Source organism: Flavobacterium succinicans LMG 10402, assembly GCF_000611675.1.
Taxonomy (GTDB): Bacteria; Bacteroidota; Bacteroidia; order Flavobacteriales; family Flavobacteriaceae; genus Flavobacterium; species Flavobacterium succinicans.
Genome location: NZ_JATV01000003.1, coordinates 70572 through 90873 on the forward strand (window position 1 = coordinate 70572; position 20302 = coordinate 90873).

At 36.6% G+C, this 20302-nt stretch carries 21 protein-coding genes; 11 read left to right on the forward strand and 10 right to left on the reverse strand.

Going from position 1 to position 20302, the window contains the following annotated elements; all coding sequences use genetic code 11:
* Window positions 1-18 precede the first annotated feature (18 nt).
* The 5 genes from AO58_RS0103370 (at window position 19) to AO58_RS0103390 (ending at window position 6284) form a co-directional block, all read left to right on the forward strand.
* Window positions 19-759, forward strand: coding sequence for a phosphoglycerol geranylgeranyltransferase (locus AO58_RS0103370; protein WP_024980347.1), 741 nt, complete (start codon window positions 19-21; stop codon window positions 757-759).
* Complete coding sequence (pnuC, locus tag AO58_RS0103375; RefSeq protein WP_024980348.1) at window positions 752-1384, forward strand: nicotinamide riboside transporter PnuC; 633 nt, start codon at window positions 752-754, stop codon at window positions 1382-1384. The genes AO58_RS0103370 and pnuC overlap by 8 nt, the downstream gene beginning before the upstream one ends.
* Window positions 1336-3471 (forward strand): DUF4301 family protein, encoded by a 2136-nt coding sequence (locus AO58_RS0103380; RefSeq protein WP_024980349.1) that lies wholly within the window; start codon window positions 1336-1338, stop codon window positions 3469-3471. The genes pnuC and AO58_RS0103380 overlap by 49 nt, the downstream gene beginning before the upstream one ends.
* Before the next feature lies 1 nt (window position 3472).
* On the forward strand, window positions 3473-3874 hold the full coding sequence (arfB, locus tag AO58_RS0103385; protein ID WP_024980350.1) for an alternative ribosome rescue aminoacyl-tRNA hydrolase ArfB: 402 nt from the start codon (window positions 3473-3475) through the stop codon (window positions 3872-3874).
* 247 nt (window positions 3875-4121) lie between these two features.
* Window positions 4122-6284, forward strand: coding sequence for a TonB-dependent receptor (locus tag AO58_RS0103390; RefSeq protein ID WP_024980351.1), 2163 nt, complete (start codon window positions 4122-4124; stop codon window positions 6282-6284).
* 249 nt (window positions 6285-6533) lie between these two features.
* Here AO58_RS0103390 and AO58_RS0103395 read toward each other — a convergent pair whose 3' ends face one another.
* Window positions 6534-6947, reverse strand: coding sequence for a Rieske (2Fe-2S) protein (locus AO58_RS0103395; RefSeq protein WP_024980352.1), 414 nt, complete (start codon window positions 6945-6947; stop codon window positions 6534-6536).
* Window positions 6948-7196: 249 nt separating this feature from the next.
* Between AO58_RS0103395 and greA the strand changes: the two genes are divergently transcribed.
* The 3 genes from greA to AO58_RS0103410 all read left to right on the forward strand — a co-directional run bounded on the left by greA (window position 7197) and on the right by AO58_RS0103410 (window position 9325).
* Window positions 7197-7673 (forward strand): transcription elongation factor GreA, encoded by a 477-nt coding sequence (gene greA, locus AO58_RS0103400; protein WP_024980353.1) that lies wholly within the window; start codon window positions 7197-7199, stop codon window positions 7671-7673.
* An 11-nt stretch (window positions 7674-7684) separates the two neighbouring features.
* The gene (locus AO58_RS0103405) at window positions 7685-8074 is read left to right on the forward strand and encodes an HIT family protein (protein ID WP_024980354.1); all 390 of its coding nucleotides are present in this window, start codon (window positions 7685-7687) and stop codon (window positions 8072-8074) included.
* Between the two features lie 168 nt (window positions 8075-8242).
* Complete coding sequence (locus tag AO58_RS0103410; RefSeq protein WP_162150393.1) at window positions 8243-9325, forward strand: transglutaminase domain-containing protein; 1083 nt, start codon at window positions 8243-8245, stop codon at window positions 9323-9325.
* A gap of 68 nt (window positions 9326-9393) precedes the next feature.
* Here the strand turns inward: AO58_RS0103410 and AO58_RS0103415 are convergent, their stop codons facing one another.
* Together AO58_RS0103415 and AO58_RS0103420 are read right to left on the reverse strand one after the other, a co-directional pair.
* Complete coding sequence (locus AO58_RS0103415; RefSeq protein ID WP_024980356.1) at window positions 9394-9633, reverse strand: GlsB/YeaQ/YmgE family stress response membrane protein; 240 nt, start codon at window positions 9631-9633, stop codon at window positions 9394-9396.
* A 61-nt stretch (window positions 9634-9694) separates the two neighbouring features.
* Window positions 9695-10840, reverse strand: a complete 1146-nt coding sequence (locus AO58_RS0103420) for a sensor histidine kinase (RefSeq protein ID WP_024980357.1) — start codon at window positions 10838-10840, stop codon at window positions 9695-9697.
* Between the two features lie 336 nt (window positions 10841-11176).
* On the opposite strand from AO58_RS0103420, the gene AO58_RS0103425 reads away from it, so the two are divergent.
* The 3 genes from AO58_RS0103425 (at window position 11177) to aat (ending at window position 13189) form a co-directional block, all read left to right on the forward strand.
* Window positions 11177-12052 carry a flavin reductase family protein gene (locus AO58_RS0103425; protein ID WP_024980358.1) on the forward strand — a complete coding sequence of 292 codons (876 nt, stop codon included), beginning with the start codon at window positions 11177-11179 and terminating at the stop codon, window positions 12050-12052.
* Between the two features lie 11 nt (window positions 12053-12063).
* A complete protein-coding gene (locus tag AO58_RS0103430) occupies window positions 12064-12444 on the forward strand; it encodes a DUF3127 domain-containing protein (protein ID WP_024980359.1) in 381 nt (126 codons plus the stop codon).
* 106 nt (window positions 12445-12550) lie between these two features.
* Window positions 12551-13189: a leucyl/phenylalanyl-tRNA--protein transferase gene (gene aat, locus AO58_RS0103435; protein WP_024980360.1), complete on the forward strand. Its 639-nt coding sequence runs from the start codon at window positions 12551-12553 to the stop codon at window positions 13187-13189.
* Between the two features lie 251 nt (window positions 13190-13440).
* On the opposite strand, the gene AO58_RS0103440 is transcribed toward aat, so the two are convergent.
* From AO58_RS0103440 to thiC, 7 genes are all read right to left on the reverse strand, one after another.
* A complete protein-coding gene (locus AO58_RS0103440) occupies window positions 13441-14151 on the reverse strand; it encodes a HesA/MoeB/ThiF family protein (RefSeq protein ID WP_024980361.1) in 711 nt (236 codons plus the stop codon).
* A gap of 141 nt (window positions 14152-14292) precedes the next feature.
* A complete protein-coding gene (thiH, locus tag AO58_RS0103445; RefSeq protein WP_024980362.1) occupies window positions 14293-15414 on the reverse strand; it encodes a 2-iminoacetate synthase ThiH in 1122 nt (373 codons plus the stop codon).
* 107 nt (window positions 15415-15521) lie between these two features.
* Window positions 15522-16292 (reverse strand): thiazole synthase, encoded by a 771-nt coding sequence (locus tag AO58_RS0103450; RefSeq protein ID WP_024980363.1) that lies wholly within the window; start codon window positions 16290-16292, stop codon window positions 15522-15524.
* Window positions 16279-16917: a thiamine phosphate synthase gene (locus AO58_RS0103455; RefSeq protein ID WP_024980364.1), complete on the reverse strand. Its 639-nt coding sequence runs from the start codon at window positions 16915-16917 to the stop codon at window positions 16279-16281. Before AO58_RS0103455 ends, AO58_RS0103450 begins: the two co-directional genes overlap by 14 nt.
* Window positions 16910-17662, reverse strand: a complete 753-nt coding sequence (locus AO58_RS0103460) for a hydroxymethylpyrimidine/phosphomethylpyrimidine kinase (protein ID WP_024980365.1) — start codon at window positions 17660-17662, stop codon at window positions 16910-16912. The genes AO58_RS0103455 and AO58_RS0103460 overlap by 8 nt, the downstream gene beginning before the upstream one ends.
* Window positions 17644-18234: a thiamine phosphate synthase gene (locus AO58_RS0103465; RefSeq protein ID WP_024980366.1), complete on the reverse strand. Its 591-nt coding sequence runs from the start codon at window positions 18232-18234 to the stop codon at window positions 17644-17646. Before AO58_RS0103465 ends, AO58_RS0103460 begins: the two co-directional genes overlap by 19 nt.
* Window positions 18235-18325: 91 nt before the next feature.
* Complete coding sequence (gene thiC, locus AO58_RS0103470; RefSeq protein ID WP_024980367.1) at window positions 18326-20170, reverse strand: phosphomethylpyrimidine synthase ThiC; 1845 nt, start codon at window positions 20168-20170, stop codon at window positions 18326-18328.
* Between the last annotated feature and the right edge of the window lie 132 nt (window positions 20171-20302).

The following is a 20302-nucleotide window of genomic DNA, read 5'->3' on the forward strand; positions in this document are numbered from 1 at the left end:
AATATCCCAAAAGAAATAATGACTACAATTTATCAAGATATTCTGTCGGCAAAAAAAGAAAGACGCAAGCTCCTTGCCATTCTTCTCGACCCCGATAAAATTGATTTGAATACGGTTCCTGCGTTAATTCAAAAAGTGATAAACTCTCCAGCCACACACGTTTTTATTGGTGGAAGCCACGTAACTCATAATATTATAGACGAGTTAATTCTAAAGATTAAAAGCAGTTGTGAGTTACCTATTGTGCTTTTCCCTGGCAATCCATCTCAAATTTCTATTCATGCTGATGGCATTTTATTTTTGTCCTTACTATCGGGTCGCAATCCCGATTTTTTAATCGAACATCAGGTAAAAGCAGCGCCAATGCTCAAAAAAACCGACTTAGAAATTATTCCTACCAGTTATCTTTTGATAGAAAGTGGCAACGAAACGGCAGTGGCTCGCGTGAGTAAAACTACACCCATATCACGAATCGATGTCGAGGCCGTATGTAATACCGCGATGGCAGGCGAAATGCTAGGGCATCAGCTCATTTACCTCGAAGCAGGAAGCGGGGCAAAACAATCGGTTCCATTAGAAATGATTCGAGAAGTTGCTAAAAACACCACTATTCCACTAGTTGTTGGCGGAGGTATTACCTCTTTGTTAGGGATACAAAATGCGTATGAAGCAGGAGCTGATTTGGTAGTAATCGGAACGGCTTTTGAAAAAAATCCTTCTTTTTTTGAAAACAAACACTACACTATAAACAATGATTGATTATTTTTTTGCACAATATAAAGACTATTCCACACTGATGGTTAGTATGGAACTCATTGCCATTTTTTTTGGTTTAGCCAGTGTTTGGTTTGCAAAAAAAGATAATATTTTGGTATTTCCAACGGGTTTGGTTAGTACTTCAATTTATGCCTATTTGCTTTGGCAATGGGAGTTATTAGGCGATTCGATGATCAATGTGTATTATTTTGTGATGAGTCTTTATGGTTGGTATCACTGGACTCGCAAAAAAGGGGATGAAGTAGAATTTCCGATTTCTTATATCAATTCCAAAGAAAAGATATATGCTATTTTAATTTTTGTAATGACTGTAGTATTTGTAGTACTAGTTTATCTTTATTTTGGTAAATTTACAAGCTGGTATTCCTATGTAGATACTTTATTGACGGCTATTTTTTTCGTTGGCATGTGGTTAATGGCCAAACGGAAAATTGAAAATTGGATCTTTTGGATCATAGGTGATTGTATCTCTATTCCGCTTTATTTTGCTAAAGGGTACACCTTTACTTCATTACAATACGTTATTTTTACTATTATCGCCTTTTATGGTTATTTAGAATGGAAAAAAATCTTAAACAGTTCAATGAAGCTGGAGCTTCAGAAATAATACGAATTGCCATTTTTGGGCCTGAGTCTACAGGTAAAACTACTTTGGCAAAACAATTGGCGGATCATTACCAAACCGTTTGGGTCCCTGAATTTGCTCGTGACTACTTACAAGAAAAATTAGATAGTGGTCTTGGAATTTGCGACATTGATGATATGTTGCCCATAGCTTACGGTCAAACCAAATTAGAAAATGAAAGTGCGGCTATCGCTAATGGATATTTGTTTTGTGATACCAATTTAATGGTGACCAAAGTGTTTTCGGAGCTGTATTACAATTTTTGTGATTCACTCCTAGACAAAGCAGCGCGTACTCATCAATACGATTTGTTTTTTCTAACAGACATTGATGTGCCTTGGGAGGATGACGGTTTGCGTGATAGTCCTGAAGGAAGAGAGTCTGTTTTTTCAGTTTTCAAACAATCACTTATTGATAACAAAAAACCATTTATTACTCTAACTGGAGATAAAGAAACCCGACTGAATAAAGCCATCGCTATTATAGAAGAATTACGAAAGGCTAAAAAAATGGGAATCGACTCTTTGGATTTTGTGCAAATTTATGAGCATGGTATTCCGATAGCGAAAGTGCAAGAACAACTGACCATTTACAAAAATGGAATTGCCAAAACCATTTTAGACAGACCAGCAACTATCGGTGATGGAATTATGCATTTGTCTACGGAGGAGTTTGTTGAAAAAGCTACTTTTTTTAATGCTAACAAAGCCTCTTTAAAGTTGAAAAAATTAGTGCCAGCTTCAGGAGCAGCAACACGTATGTTCAAGTTTTTGAACGAATTTTTAAAGGATTATGATCACGACACCGAAAGTATCAACGCTTATGTCAATAGAAAGCGCGATTTAGAGCTGTCCCTTTTTATTGTCGGAATGGATAAGTTCCCGTTTTTTAAAGCTATTGATAAACGACTTCGAGCTGATTTTTCCGATTTTGAGTTTTGGTCAGCGGATCAGAAGAATTATTATTTTGTTACTTATTTATTGCATTCGGATTATTTTGATTTTGCCAGCAAGCCCAAAGGTGTTTTGCCTTTTCATGACTATATTGATCATGTAGCCACACCTTTTGAAGAGCATCTAAACGAAAGTGTGGCCTATGCTGCTGTGCAACAAAAAAGTTACTTGCATTTTACGATCACTCAGGCACATCAAGCGTTATTTGAAAAATTAGAACAAGAATTAAAAAGTAACATCGAAGCGCAATCTAATGTAACTGTTGAAATTGGGTATTCGTATCAAGATAAATCTACCGATTCTGTAACAGTAGATGCCAACAATCATTTGGTAAAGAACCAAAACAATCAACTTTTATTTCGTCCAGGAGGGCATGGTGCTTTAATTGAAAACCTTAATGCTTTGGATGCTGATATTGTTTTTATCAAGAACATTGATAATGTGATTCAAAATCATAGTGACGCTATTGCCTTATACAAAAAAGGATTAGCTGGGATTTTATTAGAGTTGCAAATTCGTGTTTTTAAATATGTAGAAGCCATTTATCAACAACAAGTCAGAGAATCCGAAGTTGATGAAATCGTGACTTTTGTTCAAAATGAATTAAGTATTGAGTTTGTCAAAGGGTTTCCAGAATTTACATTTGAAAATAAAATAAAAGAATTAATACGTGTTTTAGATCGTCCTATTCGGGTTTGTGGGATGGTAAAAAATGAAGGAGAGCCTGGTGGCGGGCCGTTTTGGGTAATTGATGGTAAAGGAAAGATGAGTTTGCAAATTGTTGAATCTTCTCAGATGGATCTAAAAAATGAAGAACAGCAGAGAATTTTGGATAATGCCACTCATTTTAATCCAGTAGATTTAGTTTGTGGCATTAAAAATTACAAAAACCAAAAGTTTGATTTAAGTCAGTTTGTAGATCATAATAGCGGATTTATAGTAGAAAGAAAGTTAGGAAGCGACACCATAAAATCCTATGAATTGCCTGGGTTGTGGAATGGAGCTATGGCCAAGTGGATTACCGTTTTTGTTGAGGTTCCAATGGTGACTTTTAATCCAGTAAAAAATGTAAACGACTTACTTAAGCCAGCGCACCAGTTCCATCAAAATTTATAGTATGGAAATAAATCAAATCGTCAAAGAATTGCAATTTAAGGCCGTTAGAAGCAGCGGGGCAGGAGGGCAAAATGTAAACAAAGTTGCTTCTAAAGTGGTTTTAACTTTTGATTTGAAACAATCTCAAGCCTTAACCGAGGTAGAGAAAATAGTATTAGAAAGCAAATTAGCCAGTAGATTAACGTCAGAACAACTCTTGATTTTGCATTGTGATGAAGACCGAAGTCAGCTTAAAAACAAAGCTATTGTGATCAAACGTTTCCTAGCGATAATCCGCAATGGATTGTTTGTTCCCAAAGAAAGAAAAGCCACTAAAATCCCAAAATCGGCCATAAGAAAACGCATTAAGGATAAAAAGAGTTTGTCAGATATAAAACAATCTAGACGAAAGCCCGATTTTTAGTAGTTTCAAAAACTTTAAACTTTAGACTTGGAACTTCAAACAAATGATTTATATTTGCCCCGTCTCAAAGGGGTGCTCTAAATAACGAGCTGAGATCATACCCAAAGAACCTGGGCGGGTAATGCTGCCAAGGGAAAAAATGACAAAATTATAGAGTCTACGCTATTGTCTTGTCATAGAAACAAATCATTTATTAATTTAAAAACAAAAGAATAATTCCCCCTTTTATTCGTAAAACTATTTACGGATGAACACTATCATTACATCAAAAAGGCAAAAGCCAAAAGGCAAAAGCCAAAACCATTCCAGTAGAATATTTTTTTTACTTTTCACTTTTCACTTTTCACTTTTTACCTTTGCTCAAGTACAAGACACCACCAAAGTCAATCAATTGGATGATGTTTTGGTTTCGGCAGTGCGTGTGACTTCTAAAACTCCAGTTTCTTTTAGCAATTTGACTAAAAAACAAATCCAGTTCCGCAATTTGGGTCAGGACATCCCAACGCTTATGAATTATATGCCTTCTGTAGTTACTACTTCTGATGCTGGTAACGGTATTGGCTACTCAGGAATACGCGTGCGTGGTAGCGATGCTACTCGCGTAAACGTTACCATCAACGGAATTCCGTACAACGATTCTGAAAGTCACGGTACGTTTTGGGTGAACATGCCTGATTTTGTTTCTTCGGTAGAAAGTATTCAGTTACAACGTGGTGTGGGGACTTCTACCAATGGTTCAGGAGCCTTTGGAGCGAGCTTGAATATGCTAACCGATTCTTATACCAAAGAAGCAAGTGCTGAAATTGCTAGTTCGGCAGGGAGTTTTAATACGTTTAAAAATACGGTTAAATTCAGTACCGGTTTACTAAACGACCATTTTGAAATCGCAGGACGTTTATCTGTTTTACAATCTGACGGATACATTGACCGAGCGAGTACGGATTTAAAATCGTATTTCTTACAAGGAACTTATGTGGGGAAAACTACTTTGCTAAAAGCCTTGGTTTTTGGTGGAAAAGAAAAAACATACCAAGCTTGGAATGGGATTGATGGAGAAACCTTAAACAATGATCGTACCTTCAATTCGGCAGGAATCTATACAGATGAAGCAGGAAATACTCGTTTTTATGATAATGAAACCGATAATTACCAACAAGACCATTCGCAATTGCATTGGAACGAAAGATGGTCGGATAACTGGAGTTCTAATTTCGCTTTGCATTATACCAAAGGGAAAGGCTATTACGAAAATTACAAAGAAGACGCTAAGTTTTCTAGTTATGGTTTGAATCCGATTGTTATTAACGGAACAACAATTAACAAAACTGATTTGGTACGCCAAAAATGGTTAGACAATGATTTTTATGGTGCTACTTTTTCTACTAATTATACTACCGATGCCTTGCAATTAATTTTGGGTGGAGGTTATAATAAGTATGAAGGCCTTCATTTTGGAAAAGTGATTTGGGCGCGTTACGCTTCTCAAAGTGAATTGGGAGACCGATATTATGAAGATTTTGCTACGAAAACTGATGGGAACTTTTTTGCCAAAGCCAATTATCAAGTAACAGAACAATTGAGTTTGTTTGGAGATTTGCAATACCGTCACGTACAGTACAAAGCTGATAGTCCAGAAACAGGTTTGGTCAATGACACCTTTCGTTTTTTCAACCCAAAAGCTGGTTTAAATTTTAAGGTTAATGAGGCGAATACTTTGTATTTTTCGTATGCAAGAGCTAATAGAGAGCCTAACCGTACAGATTATGAGAATGGTAATCCAAAATCAGAAAAATTAAACGATTTTGAGTTGGGTTGGAGGTTGAATACCGAAAAAATACAATTGAACACCAACATTTATTATATGGCATACAAAGATCAGTTGATTTTGACCGGAAAATTAGATGATGTGGGAAATCCTATTCGTTCGAATAGTGATAAAAGTTACCGATTAGGTCTTGAGGTAGACGCTACTATTGCGCTGTCTGAACAATGGATGATGCGTCCTAACTTTACTTTAAGTGCCAATAAAAATGTGGATTTGAATATCACAGGCACAAATTTTGGAACAACAGATATTGCTTATTCTCCTTCGGTAATTGTGGGGAATGTATTGGTGTTTTCGCCTATTAAAGCCTTGCATTTGTCTTTGTTGCAAAAATTTGTAGGTGAGCAATTTATGAACAATATCGAGTTGCCTGCTGCAAAACTGGCTGATTATTTTGTAAATGACTTTAATGTGAGTTACACGTTCAAGCCCAAAACAATCTTCAAAGAAATTGTGTTAAGTGGATTAGTAAATAATTTTTTGGATAAAAAGTATGTGTCCAACGGTTATATGTATGACATTTATCCTTCTTATTACCCACAAGCAGGAATTAATTTCTTAGCAGGATTGAATTTGAAATTTTAATTTTTAGTTTACTTATTTTCTTAGAATCCAGTGTTGTTATGGCACTGGATTTTTTGTTTAAAGAATATGTGAAGTTTTTGCCCGCGTGAGAGATTACTTCACTATGCATTTATTTTCATAGGAGTTCAGTGAATTTCATTTGGAGCTGGCTACCGAAGTAGCGCGGATAGCTCGACAGCTCACCACAAAGGGGGCGACTCACCAGCATGATGAGTGGCCCCCTTTGTGGTGAGGTGGCACGCCCAAATTTTAATTGTATACCCGAATTACGTCTCCGATGATTGTTACTCGGTATTGTTTTAGGGGATATTGTAGGTCGCTTAAGCCAGTAAATAAGCTGTATTCTTTGCTGTCGCAGGGACAAATGGCGTTGATGCCTTTGATAGTTAGGGTAGAGCAATTGCTTAGTGCTTGATTCGGGCAAGCGGCATCGAACGCGTTGAAGCCACTTCCGGTATTAAAAACTAGTATCCCGCGGGCGCCTACACTAGGGATGTAAACCGCATTGCTAGGGAATTTGAGATTTGAATAGGCGGGTAAACTGGTGTTGATGTCTATAGTAAAGGAATAGTTGGGAACAAAGGGGTTTTTATTGGATGGCGCATTGTCGCTACAGCTTGAAATCAGCGCAACTATGCATAGAATTAGCCAATTTTTTATCATTTTTAAAATAGTATTAAAGATTAGTGAAACAAATTTAATTTATTTAACTTTGGATTGGTTAAGGTTAACAATTAATTATAGCATAAAAAAAAATGTAGTATATTTGCGGAAAGAAATCCCGTCCCGATGGGATTTTTTCTATTTATATCATTCAGGTTGTGAACTGTAATAGGTGAGAAAACCAAGGACATGGAAATGGTTGATGTGTGTGAAAACAGAAAACCGCTTAAATTATTTAATACAAAAGTTATGAGTAAAGTATCTTATTATACCGCTGAAGGGCTAAAAAAATTAAAAGACGAATTGGATCACTTAAAAGGGGTGATGCGTCCTAAAGCTTCGCAGGATATTGCTGATGCAAGAGATAAAGGTGATTTGTCTGAAAATGCAGAATATGATGCGGCTAAAGAAGCTCAAGGTTTATTGGAAATGCGCATCTCTAAACTAGAGGAGGTTTATGCTAATGCTAGATTGATTGACGAATCCCAATTGGATGTGTCTAAAGTTTTGGTGCATTCGAATGTGAAGATTAAGAATCAAGGGAACGGAATGGAAATGAAATATACCTTGGTGGCCGAAAGTGAAGCGGATTTGAAAACCGGAAAAATATCTGTAACTTCTCCTATCGGGAAAGGTTTGTTGGGTAAAAAAGTAGGCGAAGTTGCTGAAATTACGGTGCCTAACGGAGTATTGAAATTTGAAATCATTGAAATTTCTCGCGACTAAAAACAATAGTGATGAGTAGTATTTTTACCAAAATTGTAAATGGCGAAATTCCTTGCTATAAAGTAGCAGAAGAGGAGCAATTTTTAGCTTTTTTGGATGTTAATCCGAATGCAGTTGGTCATACGCTTTGTATTCCTAAGCAAGAAATTGATAAGCTTTTTGATATGGATGAGGAATTGTACCTCGGGTTGATGCGTTTCTCAAAGAAAGTTGCTGCTGCACTCGAAAAAACGGTGCCTTGTGAACGTATTGGAATGGCTGTAATTGGACTAGAAGTGCCTCATGCGCACGTACATTTAATTCCGATTCATGAAATGAACGAGATGCGTTTTCAAAATAAAGTTGCTTTGACAAAAGAGGAATTCGAAACTTTGGCAACAAAGATTCAACAGAATTTATAAAATCTTTTATTCATATATTTAAACACGAATAGCAATCTTTGAATGCTGTTCGTGTTTTTTTTATACCAATTCTCAATTATGAAAATCTTTTTTTCTTATTGCCTCTTTTTTTGTGCCTTACTAATCTTTGGACAAACGAAAGATAATTTTGTTTTAATAGACGCAAAAATGGCAAAGATTCCGAAATCGTCTACCAAAAACTCAAAAAGTATTGCCGATTATATTGCTACTAATTTTAAGTCAGAAAATGAGAAGCTAAGAGCTAGTTTTTTTTGGGTGGCATCCAACATTAGTTATGATGTGGCCAATATGGAGAATATCGAATTTAGCGACACTTCGGAACAGAAAATTGATAAAACGCTTAACACCAGAAAAGGAGTGTGTATTCATTATGCCGAATTGTTTAATGCGATTGTGAGTCAGTTAGGCTTTGAAAGCGTAATCATTGAAGGATATACCAAACAATTTGGTAAAGTGGCGGCATTATCTCACGCTTGGTGTGCGGTTAAGAGTGAGGGCAAGTGGTGGTTGTTTGACCCAACTTGGGGTGCAGGCTCCGTAAACAATGGTGTTTTTACCAAAAAGCTCAATAATTTTTATTTTAAAACATCACCAAAAGCAATGTTGGAAACCCATATGCCTTTTGATTATTTATGGCAATTGTCCCGATACCCTATTAGTAATGCTGAATTTATTTCTGGAAAAGTAGTAGTTAATCCAGCTAAGCCTGTTTTTAATTTCGCTGATGAAATAGAGAAGTTAAAACAAAAGACTGATGAGATTAAGTTATTTGAATGTATCACTAGAATTGAAGATAATGGCTTGTCTACAAAGTTAATAAAAGACTATTTCGAAAATAAAAAGAACGAATTATCAGGAAAGAGAAACAATCAAGCGGTTGAAAAATTGAATTTGATTGTAGAAGAAAGTAATGCTGCAACAGCTATGTTCAATGATTTTATTTTTTATAGAAATAAAAAGTTTAAACCAACTTTGTCTGATGATACAATTAGAGAAATGATTGCTGCACCCAAAGCAAAAGTAGTAAAATGTCAAAAAGATTTGGATGGTATTGGCACTCTTAACGATAGCAATAGAGCGACATTGACAGCTTTTCGAAAAAACTTATCCGAATTATTATTGCAAATAGAAGAACAAGAAAAGTTTGTAAACGAGTATTTGAGTAAAGGTAAACTGGCTCGAAAATCGATGTTTAACAAAGTAACTTGGTTCGGTTTGCCTGTAAATTAATCTTTGGATGTCAGAAACAAAAAAGGGGATTTCAAATTGAAATCCCCTTTTTTATATGAACTATGAAATTATTTTTTAAATAAACTGATGACGAAAAGTAGTACCCAAGCACCTCCAGCAGCTATTATAATTTGCCAAAGTAGACCACCACCACCAATTCCTAATTTCCCAGCAAGCCAACCTCCAATAATACTACCAACAATACCCACAATGATATTACCAAATAAACCAAAGCCGCTACCCTTCCAAAGTTGTCCACCTAGCCATCCTGAAATGGCACCGATCAAAAGAAAATACAAAAATTCCATAAGTCTATTTTTTAAGTTATCCCTTAAAATTAATCGAAAAAGAATCTTAAAGCCAATAAAATCAGAATTTTACAAAAATTAACTGCATTACTGTTCCTTTTCCTACTTCTGACTGCAATACTTTTATTGTTCCTTTGTGATAATCTTCAACAATGCGTTTGGTTAAGGACAAGCCTAATCCCCATCCTCTTTTTTTGGTCGTATAGCCAGGCTCAAAGATTTTTTTAAATTGATTTTTTGGAATACCGCTTCCGGTATCTGAAATGGTAATTTTCACAATGTCGTTTTCTTCTTCAATGGCTAAATGTAATTTACCTTTCCCTTTCATCGCATCAATGGCATTTTTAACCATATTTTCTATGGTCCAGCTATGCAAAGTAGGATTCAATTGTACTAAAATGTTTTTTTGAGGTGTCGAAATTGAAAATTCAATCTGCTTAGAAAATCTAGATTGTAAATAGTCATAAGAAAGTAAAGTTTCTGAAACTATATCTTTAGTTTCGAGTTTGGGTTCTGAACCAATTTTTGAAAAACGATCAGTAATGGTTTGCAGACGTTCAATATCTTTTTCTATTTCTTGGGTAGTGGACTCAGCAACTTCTTCGGCTTTTAAAAGTTCGACCCAGCCAATTAAGGACGACAATGGTGTGCCAATTTGATGAGCAGTTTCTTTGGCCATACCAGCCCAAAGTTTATTTTGAGTAGCCATTTTAGTGCTTTTGTAATAATTGAAAACCAATCCGGCAAATAAAACGATAATGAGTAGCAAGGCAACTGGATAGTATTTTAATTGATTCAGTAAAGCAGAATTGCCATAGTATAATTTTTGAATTTTCCCTGGCGCATATGTAATGGTGATTGGATCGTTTTCTCTTTTTAATTGTTGTAAAAAAAGATGCGATTTTTGGGCGTTATTGACGATGGAGGTATCAATATTAACTGTATTAATAATGTGCTCGTTTTCAGTTAAGATAATGGGTATGGAGTTGTTGTTGCTAAAAATCAGCAGCGGTAAATCCACATCGGTATTTTCGTCGGCATTGATTAATGTTTTTTGGGCGTTGGCCCAAAGATTCATTTTGATGCGCTCTTCATTTTTAAAAATTTGAAAAAAAGTAAACGTATTCCAAAGAATTAAAGCCACCAATAAAAAACAGAAGGTGACAATAATCCAGCGGGTGGTGTTGCTTTGGTTAGAAAAGTGCATATGAATTTTTTTAATGGATGCCAAACTGTTGAATCATTGTCAAATAAAGGTTGAATGTAATAAAAACCAAAATGAATGGTGCTTTTTTTATACCATATGCCTTAATTAATCTCTTGATTTAGTGTGAATACTTTTTGTTTCTGCCAAAATTTTAAATGACCGATGCAATTGAAACGATAAAGATAACGCAATTAACTAAAATGTATTTTGGTAATAGTTAAAGAAAACTGAGGATTTTTTAACTATTTTTTTGATCATTATCCTTAGGTTTGGCCGATAAATACCCTTGGTTTTGTTTACTTTTGTGGCTGCAAAATCGCTCTTAAATCTTCGTTTATGGTAAGTATTGATCCAAAAAGCATTTCCACTGCCCAGTTACAGGGGTATTTACAAAGTAGTGTGGGACCAAGGCCTATTGCCTTCGCAAGTACTGTAGATGGTAATGGCACGCCTAATTTGTCACCTTTTAGCTTTTTTAATGTCTTTAGTGCTAATCCGCCTATTTTGGTTTTTTCGCCTGCGCGAAGAGTTCGAGACAATACCACCAAACATACCCTGAAAAATGCGGAAAGTACCGGAGAAGTGGTGATTAATGTGGTGAACTATGATATGGTACAGCAAACATCATTGTCTAGTACTGAATATCCAGAAGGGGTCAATGAGTTTTTGAAGTCAGGTTTTACTCCGATTGCTTCAGATCTTGTGAAGCCTTTTCGAGTAAAAGAATCTCCGGTGCAATTTGAATGCAAAGTAACGCAGATTATTGCCTTAGGTACCGAAGGTGGTGCGGGTAATTTGGTGGTGTGCGAAGTCGTGAAATTGCATATTAGTGAGGCTGTTTTGGATGCTAACGGCGCCATAGATCAATATAAAATTGATTTGGTCTCTAGATTGGGAGGCAATTGGTATTCTCGAGCAAATGCAGGACTTTTTGAAGTTGAAAAACCATTAAATACTTTAGGGATTGGAGTAGACGCCATTCCGGATTTTATCAAAGAAAGCGATTTTTTTGATGGGAATGATTTAGGTAAATTGGGGAATGTAGAAAAAATTCCAACGCAAGAAGAAATTGCTATATTTGTAAAAGAAAATTTTGAAGTCAAAGCTGTATTAAGTGCCGACGATTTAGACAAAAAGTTTCAGAAAGCCAAAGAATACTTGGCAAAAGACCGCGCCATTGAGGCCTGGAAGTTATTATTAGCAAAGAAATAAATATATATATCATGGAAGTTTTAGGAAAAGTAAAAGTAATCAACCCTGTTCAACAAGTTAGTGCCTCTTTTAAAAAGAGAGAAGTAGTAGTGATTACAGATGAGCAATATCCTCAACATATTTCGATTGAGTTTCAGCAAGACAAAACGGATTTGTTAAACAGTTATGCTGTAGGTGAGCCAGTTAAAGTTTCTATCAATTTAAGAGGTAGAGAATGGGTAAGCCCACAAGGAGAAGTGAGACATTTTAATACTATCGTGGGATGGAGAATTGAGAAACAAGCTCCAGTTGCGGCAGCAGCTCCTACGCAAGCTCCTCCAATGCCAACACCAGAAACTTTTGCTCCTGCTACTAGTTTTAATGAAGAAGAGGCTGACGATTTACCTTTCTAATAGGTTAAATATCAAATTATAAATTCCAAATTCCAAAGCAGTAAGTTGTGTTGGGATTTGGAATTTTTTTTGATGGCATTTTTAATTAAATTATTGAACGTAAAAGATGTATCATTTATCTAAAAACTTATTTTTTCCACCTGTTTCTGAGGCAAATGCTGATGGGATATTGGCTATTGGAGGTGATTTATCTCCAGAGCGTTTACAGTTGGCTTATTCAAGTGGAATTTTCCCTTGGTTTGAAGACGATCAACCTATTATTTGGTGGTCACCCGATCCTAGAATGGTGCTTTTTTTAGAGGATTTGGTGGTGTCAAAAAGTATGCGAAACATTTTGAATCGAAATCTTTTTAAGGTTACTTTTAATCAAGATTTTAGATCTGTTATTTCTTATTGCCAACAAGTAAAACGCGATGGGCAATCGGGGACTTGGATTACTAACGACATGATCGAGGCTTATTGTAAATTACACGAATTAGGGAAAGCAACATCAGTAGAGGTTTGGCAAGACGATCAATTGGTAGGTGGGTTGTATGGTGTAGATTTAGGCCATGTTTTTTGTGGGGAGAGTATGTTTTCGTTGGTTTCTAATGCATCAAAAGTGGCGTTCATTACCTTGGTCAACCATCTCAAGGCGAAAAATTACCGTCTTTTGGATTGTCAAGTGTATAATGATCATTTAGCCAGTTTGGGTTGCGTAGAAATAGAACGAGCCGATTTTATGAGTATTTTGAAATCAAAATAAAGAAAGGCATCACGCTTTTGTTTGCCGTGATATAGAGCATTCGCTTTTAAAAATATCCACCACGAATTCACTAATGAATCACGAATTAAAATGTGTTTTAATGACACGAATTATTAATGTTGCTGGAATTCGTGACATTCAATTTCAGTTTCGATGACAATTAGTGTCAATTGGTGTAATTTGTGGCTAACTTTTTTTAAATGCGAATGCCCTGGCCGTGATACCCTATTGTTTTAAAAAGCTAAACTTCATTAAAACCGCAGTTTGGTAAATCCCCAATTTAGGGTAGAAAATAGCAGTAATTCATTTTCTAAAGTAGGCAAATCCATAATCAATTTTAGCGTTTCGTGTGCCATCATCGTTCCAATCATTCCTGGAAGAGTCCCCAATACTCCATTTACATTGCAATTAGGTACTTTTTTTGGATCGGGTGGTTCCGGAAATAAATCCCGAAGGTTCTTGCTTCCTTTATGATTGAAAACCGCCATTTGCCCTTCGAATTGTAGGATGCTACCGTAAACTAAAGATTTTCCTAAAGCGACGCAAGTATCGTTGACTAAATATCTTGTGGTAAAATTATCGCATCCATCCACTACGACATCGAATTTTTGAATGATTTCAGAGGCGTTTTCTGAGCTGAGTTTGGATTCAAAAGCTTCTACTGTAATCAAAGGATTCAACTCCTCTAATTTTTCTTTGGCCATCAACGCTTTTGATAACCCTACTTGGTTTCCGGTGTATAAAATTTGCCGATGAAGGTTGTGGATTTCGATTTTGTCAAAATCAATAATTCCTATGGTTCCTACTCCTGCGGTAGCGATGTATTGCAAAATTGGACAACCTAAGCCTCCGGCACCTATCACCAATACTTTGGCTTTTTTGAGTTTTTCTTGTCCTGAATCGCCTATTTCAGGCAGCATAGTTTGTCGGTTATATCGAAGAAATTCTTGTATGATACTCATGTGTTTTGGTTTAAAAATGGTGTTGTTAGCAATTGTACGTGAGGGATAGGAGCGGCATCCTCTTGGGGCGGGGTTCGCCCCAAGAGATATAGCGGATAGCCCGACCCGAAGTTTTTACGTAGGGTCACGTCCAAATTATGACTATGTTTTTTGATGAACGAAATAGGGGTCGTCTTTCCAAACGGGTTCATAGCCTTTGTTACTGATTATTTGTGCAATTTCATTTACAGTACGTTCATCGCTAATTTCGAATTGTTCCAAAGATTGCGGGTCTACGACATAGCCTCCGGGGTTGGTTTTAGAACCTGCACTCATACTCGTCACGCCAAGAGGAATACTATTGTTTCTGAATTTTTCGTTTTCTCGGGTCGAAATGGAGATTTCTAAATCTTCATTCCATAAACGATAGGCGCAGATGAGTTGAGTCAAATCTTTGTCGTCCATAATAAAATTGGGTTCGATGATGCCCTCGGCTGGTCGTAAGCGCGGGAAAGAAACAGAGTATTTGGTACGCCAATAGGTTCTTTGCAAATAGTCTAAATGTAAGGCGTTGAAAAAACTATCGGTACGCCAATCTTCAAGGCCTAACAAAACACCTAGACCAATTTTGTGAATGCCTGCTTTGCCAATACGATCTGGCGTGTCTAGCCTGAAATCAAAATTGGATTTCTTACCCTTGGTGTGGTATTTTTTGTAGACTTCTTGGTGATACGTCTCCTGATAGACTAAAACGGAATAGACTCCTGCTTGATGCAAACGCTCATATTCTTCTTGCGAAAGGGGCTGTACTTCTACAGAAATGTTTGAAAAAGTGTTTTTGATTTGGTCAATTGCATTGAGAAAATAGTTGATGTTTACGGTATAATTGGCTTCTCCTGTTACCAATAATACATGGTCAAAACCTAGTTTTTTTAGGGCATCAACTTCTAGTTTTATTTCACTATCGGTTAATGTTTTTCGTTTAATTTTATTGTCCAAACTAAAGCCGCAATAGGTACAAATGTTTTGGCATTCGTTGCTCAAATACAAAGGGGCATACATTTGTATGGTTTTGCCAAAACGTTTTTTGGTTAGCTCGTGACTTATTTGCGCCATTTGTTCCAAATAAGGCTGGGCCGCAGGCGAAATCAAAGCTAGAAAATCATCGAGATTGCGTTTGGTTTTGGTTAAAGCTTGTTCGACTTCTTTGGAAGTTGTCTGATAGATTTTAGTTTGAATCTTGTCCCAACTGTATTGTTCGAAAATTGATTTGAATGTGTTCATTGTTTTTTATTTAGAAGACTTAATGATAGAGTTCATTAAGTTTCACAGTAATTCCATAAAGACTTCTTGAACTTTGTGTCTTCTTCGTGTCTTTGTGTTTAAGAGAGTTATTCATACAAAAACGCTGTCAAAGGACTTGAAGCCACCGCTTGTTTGTATTGTTGAGCCAGTTTTGCTTCATAGGCTTTTCTCCCTGAAATAACAGCTTCCTTAAAAGCTTCGGCCATCAATTTGGGATTTCCCGCTACAGCTATGGCAGTATTGACTAATACGGCATCGGCACCTATTTCCATTGCTTTTGCGGCATCAGAAGGGGCGCCAATTCCTGCGTCAATAATTACGGGAACCTTACTTTGTTCGATAATAATCTCTAAAAAATCGATTGTTTTCAAGCCTTTGTTGCTTCCAATGGGAGATCCTAAAGGCATTACAGCTGAGGTTCCAGCATCTTCCAAATGTTTACACAAAACTGGATCGGCATGAATGTATGGCAAAACAATGAATCCTAATTTAGCTAGTTCTTCTGTTGCTTTTAAAGTTTCGATGGGATCAGGTAAAAGATATCTTGGATCTGGATGGATTTCGAGTTTGAGCCAATTGGTTTCCAGAGCTTCTCTGGCTAATTGCGCTGCAAAAATGGCTTCTTTTGCATTGCGTGCACCAGAAGTGTTGGGTAATAAATTAATTCGTGGATGTTTAAGATGGGCTAAAATAGCATCGGTTTCGGTTGCTAAATCGATACGTTTTAGAGCGACTGTAACCAATTCGCTTTCTGATGCTAAAATTGCCGCTTCCATTTCGGTGTTTGAACCAAATTTTCCTGTTCCTAAAAACAAGCGGGATTCGAAGGTTTTATCTCCTATTTTAAATAATGACATGGCTATATAATTTTTCGTTAAGTTCAGTTATTATTTTGCTTTTGTGATCGCTATGGGTAATGATTCCTGATACTGCGATACCGTGAATGCCAGTAGCTACTAGCTCATCTACATTTTCTAGCGTTATACCTCCAATAGCATAAATGGGGGTTTCTTTTTGTTTTGGATTCAATTGATTTAGTATCGATTGATAACCTCGCAATCCTAAAATGGGGCTTAAATTAGCTTTGGTTTTGGTAAATTGATAAGGGCCTAAACCAATGTAGTCACAGCCATTATTGATATGGCTAAGCACGTCTTCTAGTGTATTGGCAGTGGCGCCAATAATTTTTGTATTCCCCAAAACAGCTCTGGCTTCAATAATACTCATATCAGTAAGTCCAAGATGAACACCATCTGCAGCGATATGTTCGGCTAAATGGACATCATCGTTAATGATAAAGTTTGCTAAGTATTCTTCACACAAAAAATGTACGGCTTCGGCCAATGCAAAAGATTTGTTTGTTTTTTGATTCTTAAATCGCAACTGAATCCAATCACATCCATGATCTAAGGCTTGATGAATATTGTACAATTGTTCTTTAACCGTGTCTCCTTGAGAGATGTATTGTAGTTTGTTATACATAATGATGTCCTAATTTAGAGGGAGTTGACAATAAATAGTTCTCTGTGTAGGTTTTTGCATTTTCGCAAGCCGTTTTTAGGTTTTGTCCTATGGCAAGATTTGCTGTAATCGCTGATGACAAAACACAGCCCGAACCATGTTTTTCGAAAATTTCTTTTTTAGTTTTTGGATGAAAACGAAAAAATTCATTTTCTAGGTATAAATAATCAAAGCCAATTTCATCGGGCTTATGACCACCTTTTAGTAAAACGGGACAGTATTTGGAAAGTAGCATTGCTGTAGTTTCTGCATTAATTCCTTTAGAAGATAATTGTAAAATCTCATCGTAATTGGGGGTAATTAAATGAATTTCTTTCAGTATTTCAATCAAAGTAGTTTGGTTTTCAATAGTTAAAAAATCAAATTCTGTAGTGGATTTTAAAACGGTATCCCAAACTATTTTGGTTTGTGGCGAATGTTTTTTTATCGAAAAAATTATTTCTCTCAAGTACTCTAATGAAGGTACAATTCCAATTTTTACGGCTTTTATATCGTAAGAATTAAATATTGTTTGAACAGATTGCAAAACAAAATCCAAATCCGTCCATTGTATGGCTACAAATTCATTTTCGGTTTGAATGGTATTTGCAGTACTAATAGCAAAGCCATACACTTGATGTTGTTCGAACGTCTTTACATCTGCCAAAACTCCCGCGCCTGCTGAAGGATCGAAGCCTGCAATGCTTACTACAAAAGGTCGTGACATAGTTTAAAATTTTCTATTGAATGGTTGTTGTTCCAAATACTACCTAAAAGTGCTACATCATCAAAACCAAATGCTAATGCAGTTTTGATATTTTCGGATGTGATTCCTCCAAGAGCAATCAATGCGGTTTTGTTATTTTTTCTTTGTTCTAATTCTTTTTTGAAATCCAGATTTGAAACATAATTGGGTTTTGAAATACTTTCGAAAACAGGGCCAAAAAATGCGTAATCAAAAACACTTGACAGCTCTTCAAAATCGGACATTTGATGAATAGAGGTGGAGAGGCTGAATTTTTTTTCTTTCCACTTTTTTAAATGCTCTTCGGATGTTGCGACTCTGTTTTTTTCTGCGAAATGAATGCGATTAATTCCAAATTCTTGCGCTAATTGATGATGACTATGCAAAACCAATCGGTGTCTGAAAGTTGTTTTTATTTTTGATACAAATGTTTTCATTTCTGTTTCTGAATAATCAGGTTTCCGAATATGAAGTAATTCCAATCCGTTCTCAAAGAGAGTGTGTATGGTGTGGATTTCGTTTGCTATTTGAATTGGACTTGTGATTAAAATCATTTTTAGATTTAAAGATTGAAGAATTGAAAGATTTAAAATGGTTTAGATTCAAGAATTTTAAATTTTTAAATCATTTAATTTTTCAATAATTCTAAATATAAATTTCTTTTCCGTGCTCGATAAATTCTTCAGATTTTGCCGCCATTCCTTTTTCGGCTTCGGCAACATCACGAATTTCCTGAGAAATTTTCATTGAGCAGAATTTTGGACCACACATTGAGCAAAAATGGGCGACTTTTGCACCGTCTGCAGGCAAGGTTTCATCGTGAAATTCACGAGCAGTATCTGGATCTAATGACAAGTTGAATTGGTCTTCCCAGCGGAATTCGAAACGGGCTTTGCTTAAAGCATTGTCACGGTATTGTGCTCCCGGGTGACCTTTGGCTAAATCCGCAGCGTGAGCGGCAATTTTATATGTAATCACACCGTCTTTTACGTCTTTTTTGTTGGGTAAACCAAGGTGTTCTTTTGGCGTTACATAACACAGCATAGCACAGCCGTACCAGCCAATCATAGCAGCTCCAATAGCAGAGGTGATATGGTCATAACCTGGAGCAATATCAGTCGTTAATGGCCCTAAAGTGTAAAATGGCGCTTCGTTACAATGTTCTAATTGCTTGTCCATATTTTCTTTAATCATATGCATCGGTACGTGACCTGGGCCTTCAATGAATACCTGGACATCGTGTTTCCATGCAATTTTTGTCAGTTCGCCTAATGTTTCTAATTCGGCGAATTGTGCGGCATCGTTGGCGTCGGCTATTGAACCTGGACGTAATCCGTCACCTAATGAAAAGGCAACGTCATATTGTTTCATGATTTCGCAAATCTCTTCGAAATGAGTGTAAAGGAAGTTTTCTTTATGGTGGAATAGGCACCATTTGGCCATAATCGAACCGCCACGAGAGACAATTCCGGTAACACGATTAGCGGTCAAATGAATGTAACGTAATAAAACACCAGCGTGAATGGTGAAATAAGAAACGCCTTGTTCTGCTTGTTCGATTAAGGTATCACGAAAAATTTCCCAGGTTAAATCTTCTGCGATTCCGTTTACTTTTTCTAAGGCTTGGTAAATCGGTACCGTGCCGATGGGAACTGGGGAATTACGGATAATCCATTCTCTGGTTTCGTGAATGTTTTTTCCTGTAGATAAATCCATAATGGTATCAGCACCCCAACGGCAAGCCCAAACGGCTTTTTCCACCTCTTCTTCGATTGATGAGGTAACTGCGCTGTTGCCAATATTGGCGTTAATTTTTACTAAAAAATTACGTCCTACAATCATCGGTTCGCTTTCGGGATGGTTGATGTTGTTGGGGATAATAGCTCGTCCTTTTGCTACTTCGCTACGAACAAATTCCGCAGTGATTGGCCCCACCCCAGCCCTCCCTGAAGGAGAGGGAGTGTTTGCGCCCCAACTATCTCCTTTATGTTGGCATTGCATTGCTTTTGTTTGAGATTCAATTTGTTCATATTTTTGATTTTCACGAATGGCGATGTATTCCATTTCTGGGGTGATGATGCCTTGTTTGGCATAATGTAATTGAGTAACATTGGCTCCTTTCTTGGCACGCAAGGGTTTGTGTAAATATTCGAAGCGCAAGTGATCTAGCTTTTGGTCATTCAAACGGGATTTTCCGTAATCGGAGGAGATTTCGGTTAGTTCTTCTACATCATTACGGTTCAGAATCCATTGTTCGCGGATTCGAGGCAATCCTTTGCGAACATCAATTTGAATGTTTGGGTCTGTGTAAGGGCCTGAAGTGTCGTAAACGGTTACGGCTGGATTTTTTTCTATTCTGCCATTAGATAGTTTAGTGTCCGCTAATGAAATTTCTCGCATAGCTATTTTTATGGAATGAATTTCTCCATCGATGTATGTTTTTTTGGAGTTTGGAAACGGAGTTCTTGAGATCTTGTCTTGGTTGCTCATAGCTTTAGTTTTTTTACTTTTTATTGTTTAGCTGTTTGAAAAGGGCTTAGTGTTTTTTTGCGTGAGGGATAGAAGCTGGCTACCGAAGTAGCGCGTATAGCCCGACCGCATTTGTAAAAGGCGCGCTCTAAA

Bases quoted from the DNA above. Each gene is read 5' to 3' on its own strand.
- AO58_RS0103370 (WP_024980347.1), top strand. From the start codon at position 19: ATGACTACAATTTATCAAGATATTCTGTCGGCAAAAAAAGAAAGACGC.
- pnuC (WP_024980348.1), top strand. From the start codon at position 752: ATGATTGATTATTTTTTTGCACAATATAAAGACTATTCCACACTGATG.
- AO58_RS0103380 (WP_024980349.1), top strand. From the start codon at position 1,336: ATGGAAAAAAATCTTAAACAGTTCAATGAAGCTGGAGCTTCAGAAATA.
- arfB (WP_024980350.1), top strand. From the start codon at position 3,473: ATGGAAATAAATCAAATCGTCAAAGAATTGCAATTTAAGGCCGTTAGA.
- AO58_RS0103390 (WP_024980351.1), top strand. From the start codon at position 4,122: ATGAACACTATCATTACATCAAAAAGGCAAAAGCCAAAAGGCAAAAGC.
- AO58_RS0103395 (WP_024980352.1), bottom strand. From the start codon at position 6,947: ATGATAAAAAATTGGCTAATTCTATGCATAGTTGCGCTGATTTCAAGC.
- greA (WP_024980353.1), top strand. From the start codon at position 7,197: ATGAGTAAAGTATCTTATTATACCGCTGAAGGGCTAAAAAAATTAAAA.
- AO58_RS0103405 (WP_024980354.1), top strand. From the start codon at position 7,685: ATGAGTAGTATTTTTACCAAAATTGTAAATGGCGAAATTCCTTGCTAT.
- AO58_RS0103410 (WP_162150393.1), top strand. From the start codon at position 8,243: ATGGCAAAGATTCCGAAATCGTCTACCAAAAACTCAAAAAGTATTGCC.
- AO58_RS0103415 (WP_024980356.1), bottom strand. From the start codon at position 9,633: ATGGAATTTTTGTATTTTCTTTTGATCGGTGCCATTTCAGGATGGCTA.
- AO58_RS0103420 (WP_024980357.1), bottom strand. From the start codon at position 10,840: ATGCACTTTTCTAACCAAAGCAACACCACCCGCTGGATTATTGTCACC.
- AO58_RS0103425 (WP_024980358.1), top strand. From the start codon at position 11,177: ATGGTAAGTATTGATCCAAAAAGCATTTCCACTGCCCAGTTACAGGGG.
- AO58_RS0103430 (WP_024980359.1), top strand. From the start codon at position 12,064: ATGGAAGTTTTAGGAAAAGTAAAAGTAATCAACCCTGTTCAACAAGTT.
- aat (WP_024980360.1), top strand. From the start codon at position 12,551: ATGTATCATTTATCTAAAAACTTATTTTTTCCACCTGTTTCTGAGGCA.
- AO58_RS0103440 (WP_024980361.1), bottom strand. From the start codon at position 14,151: ATGAGTATCATACAAGAATTTCTTCGATATAACCGACAAACTATGCTG.
- thiH (WP_024980362.1), bottom strand. From the start codon at position 15,414: ATGAACACATTCAAATCAATTTTCGAACAATACAGTTGGGACAAGATT.
- AO58_RS0103450 (WP_024980363.1), bottom strand. From the start codon at position 16,292: ATGTCATTATTTAAAATAGGAGATAAAACCTTCGAATCCCGCTTGTTT.
- AO58_RS0103455 (WP_024980364.1), bottom strand. From the start codon at position 16,917: ATGTATAACAAACTACAATACATCTCTCAAGGAGACACGGTTAAAGAA.
- AO58_RS0103460 (WP_024980365.1), bottom strand. From the start codon at position 17,662: ATGTCACGACCTTTTGTAGTAAGCATTGCAGGCTTCGATCCTTCAGCA.
- AO58_RS0103465 (WP_024980366.1), bottom strand. From the start codon at position 18,234: ATGATTTTAATCACAAGTCCAATTCAAATAGCAAACGAAATCCACACC.
- thiC (WP_024980367.1), bottom strand. From the start codon at position 20,170: ATGAGCAACCAAGACAAGATCTCAAGAACTCCGTTTCCAAACTCCAAA.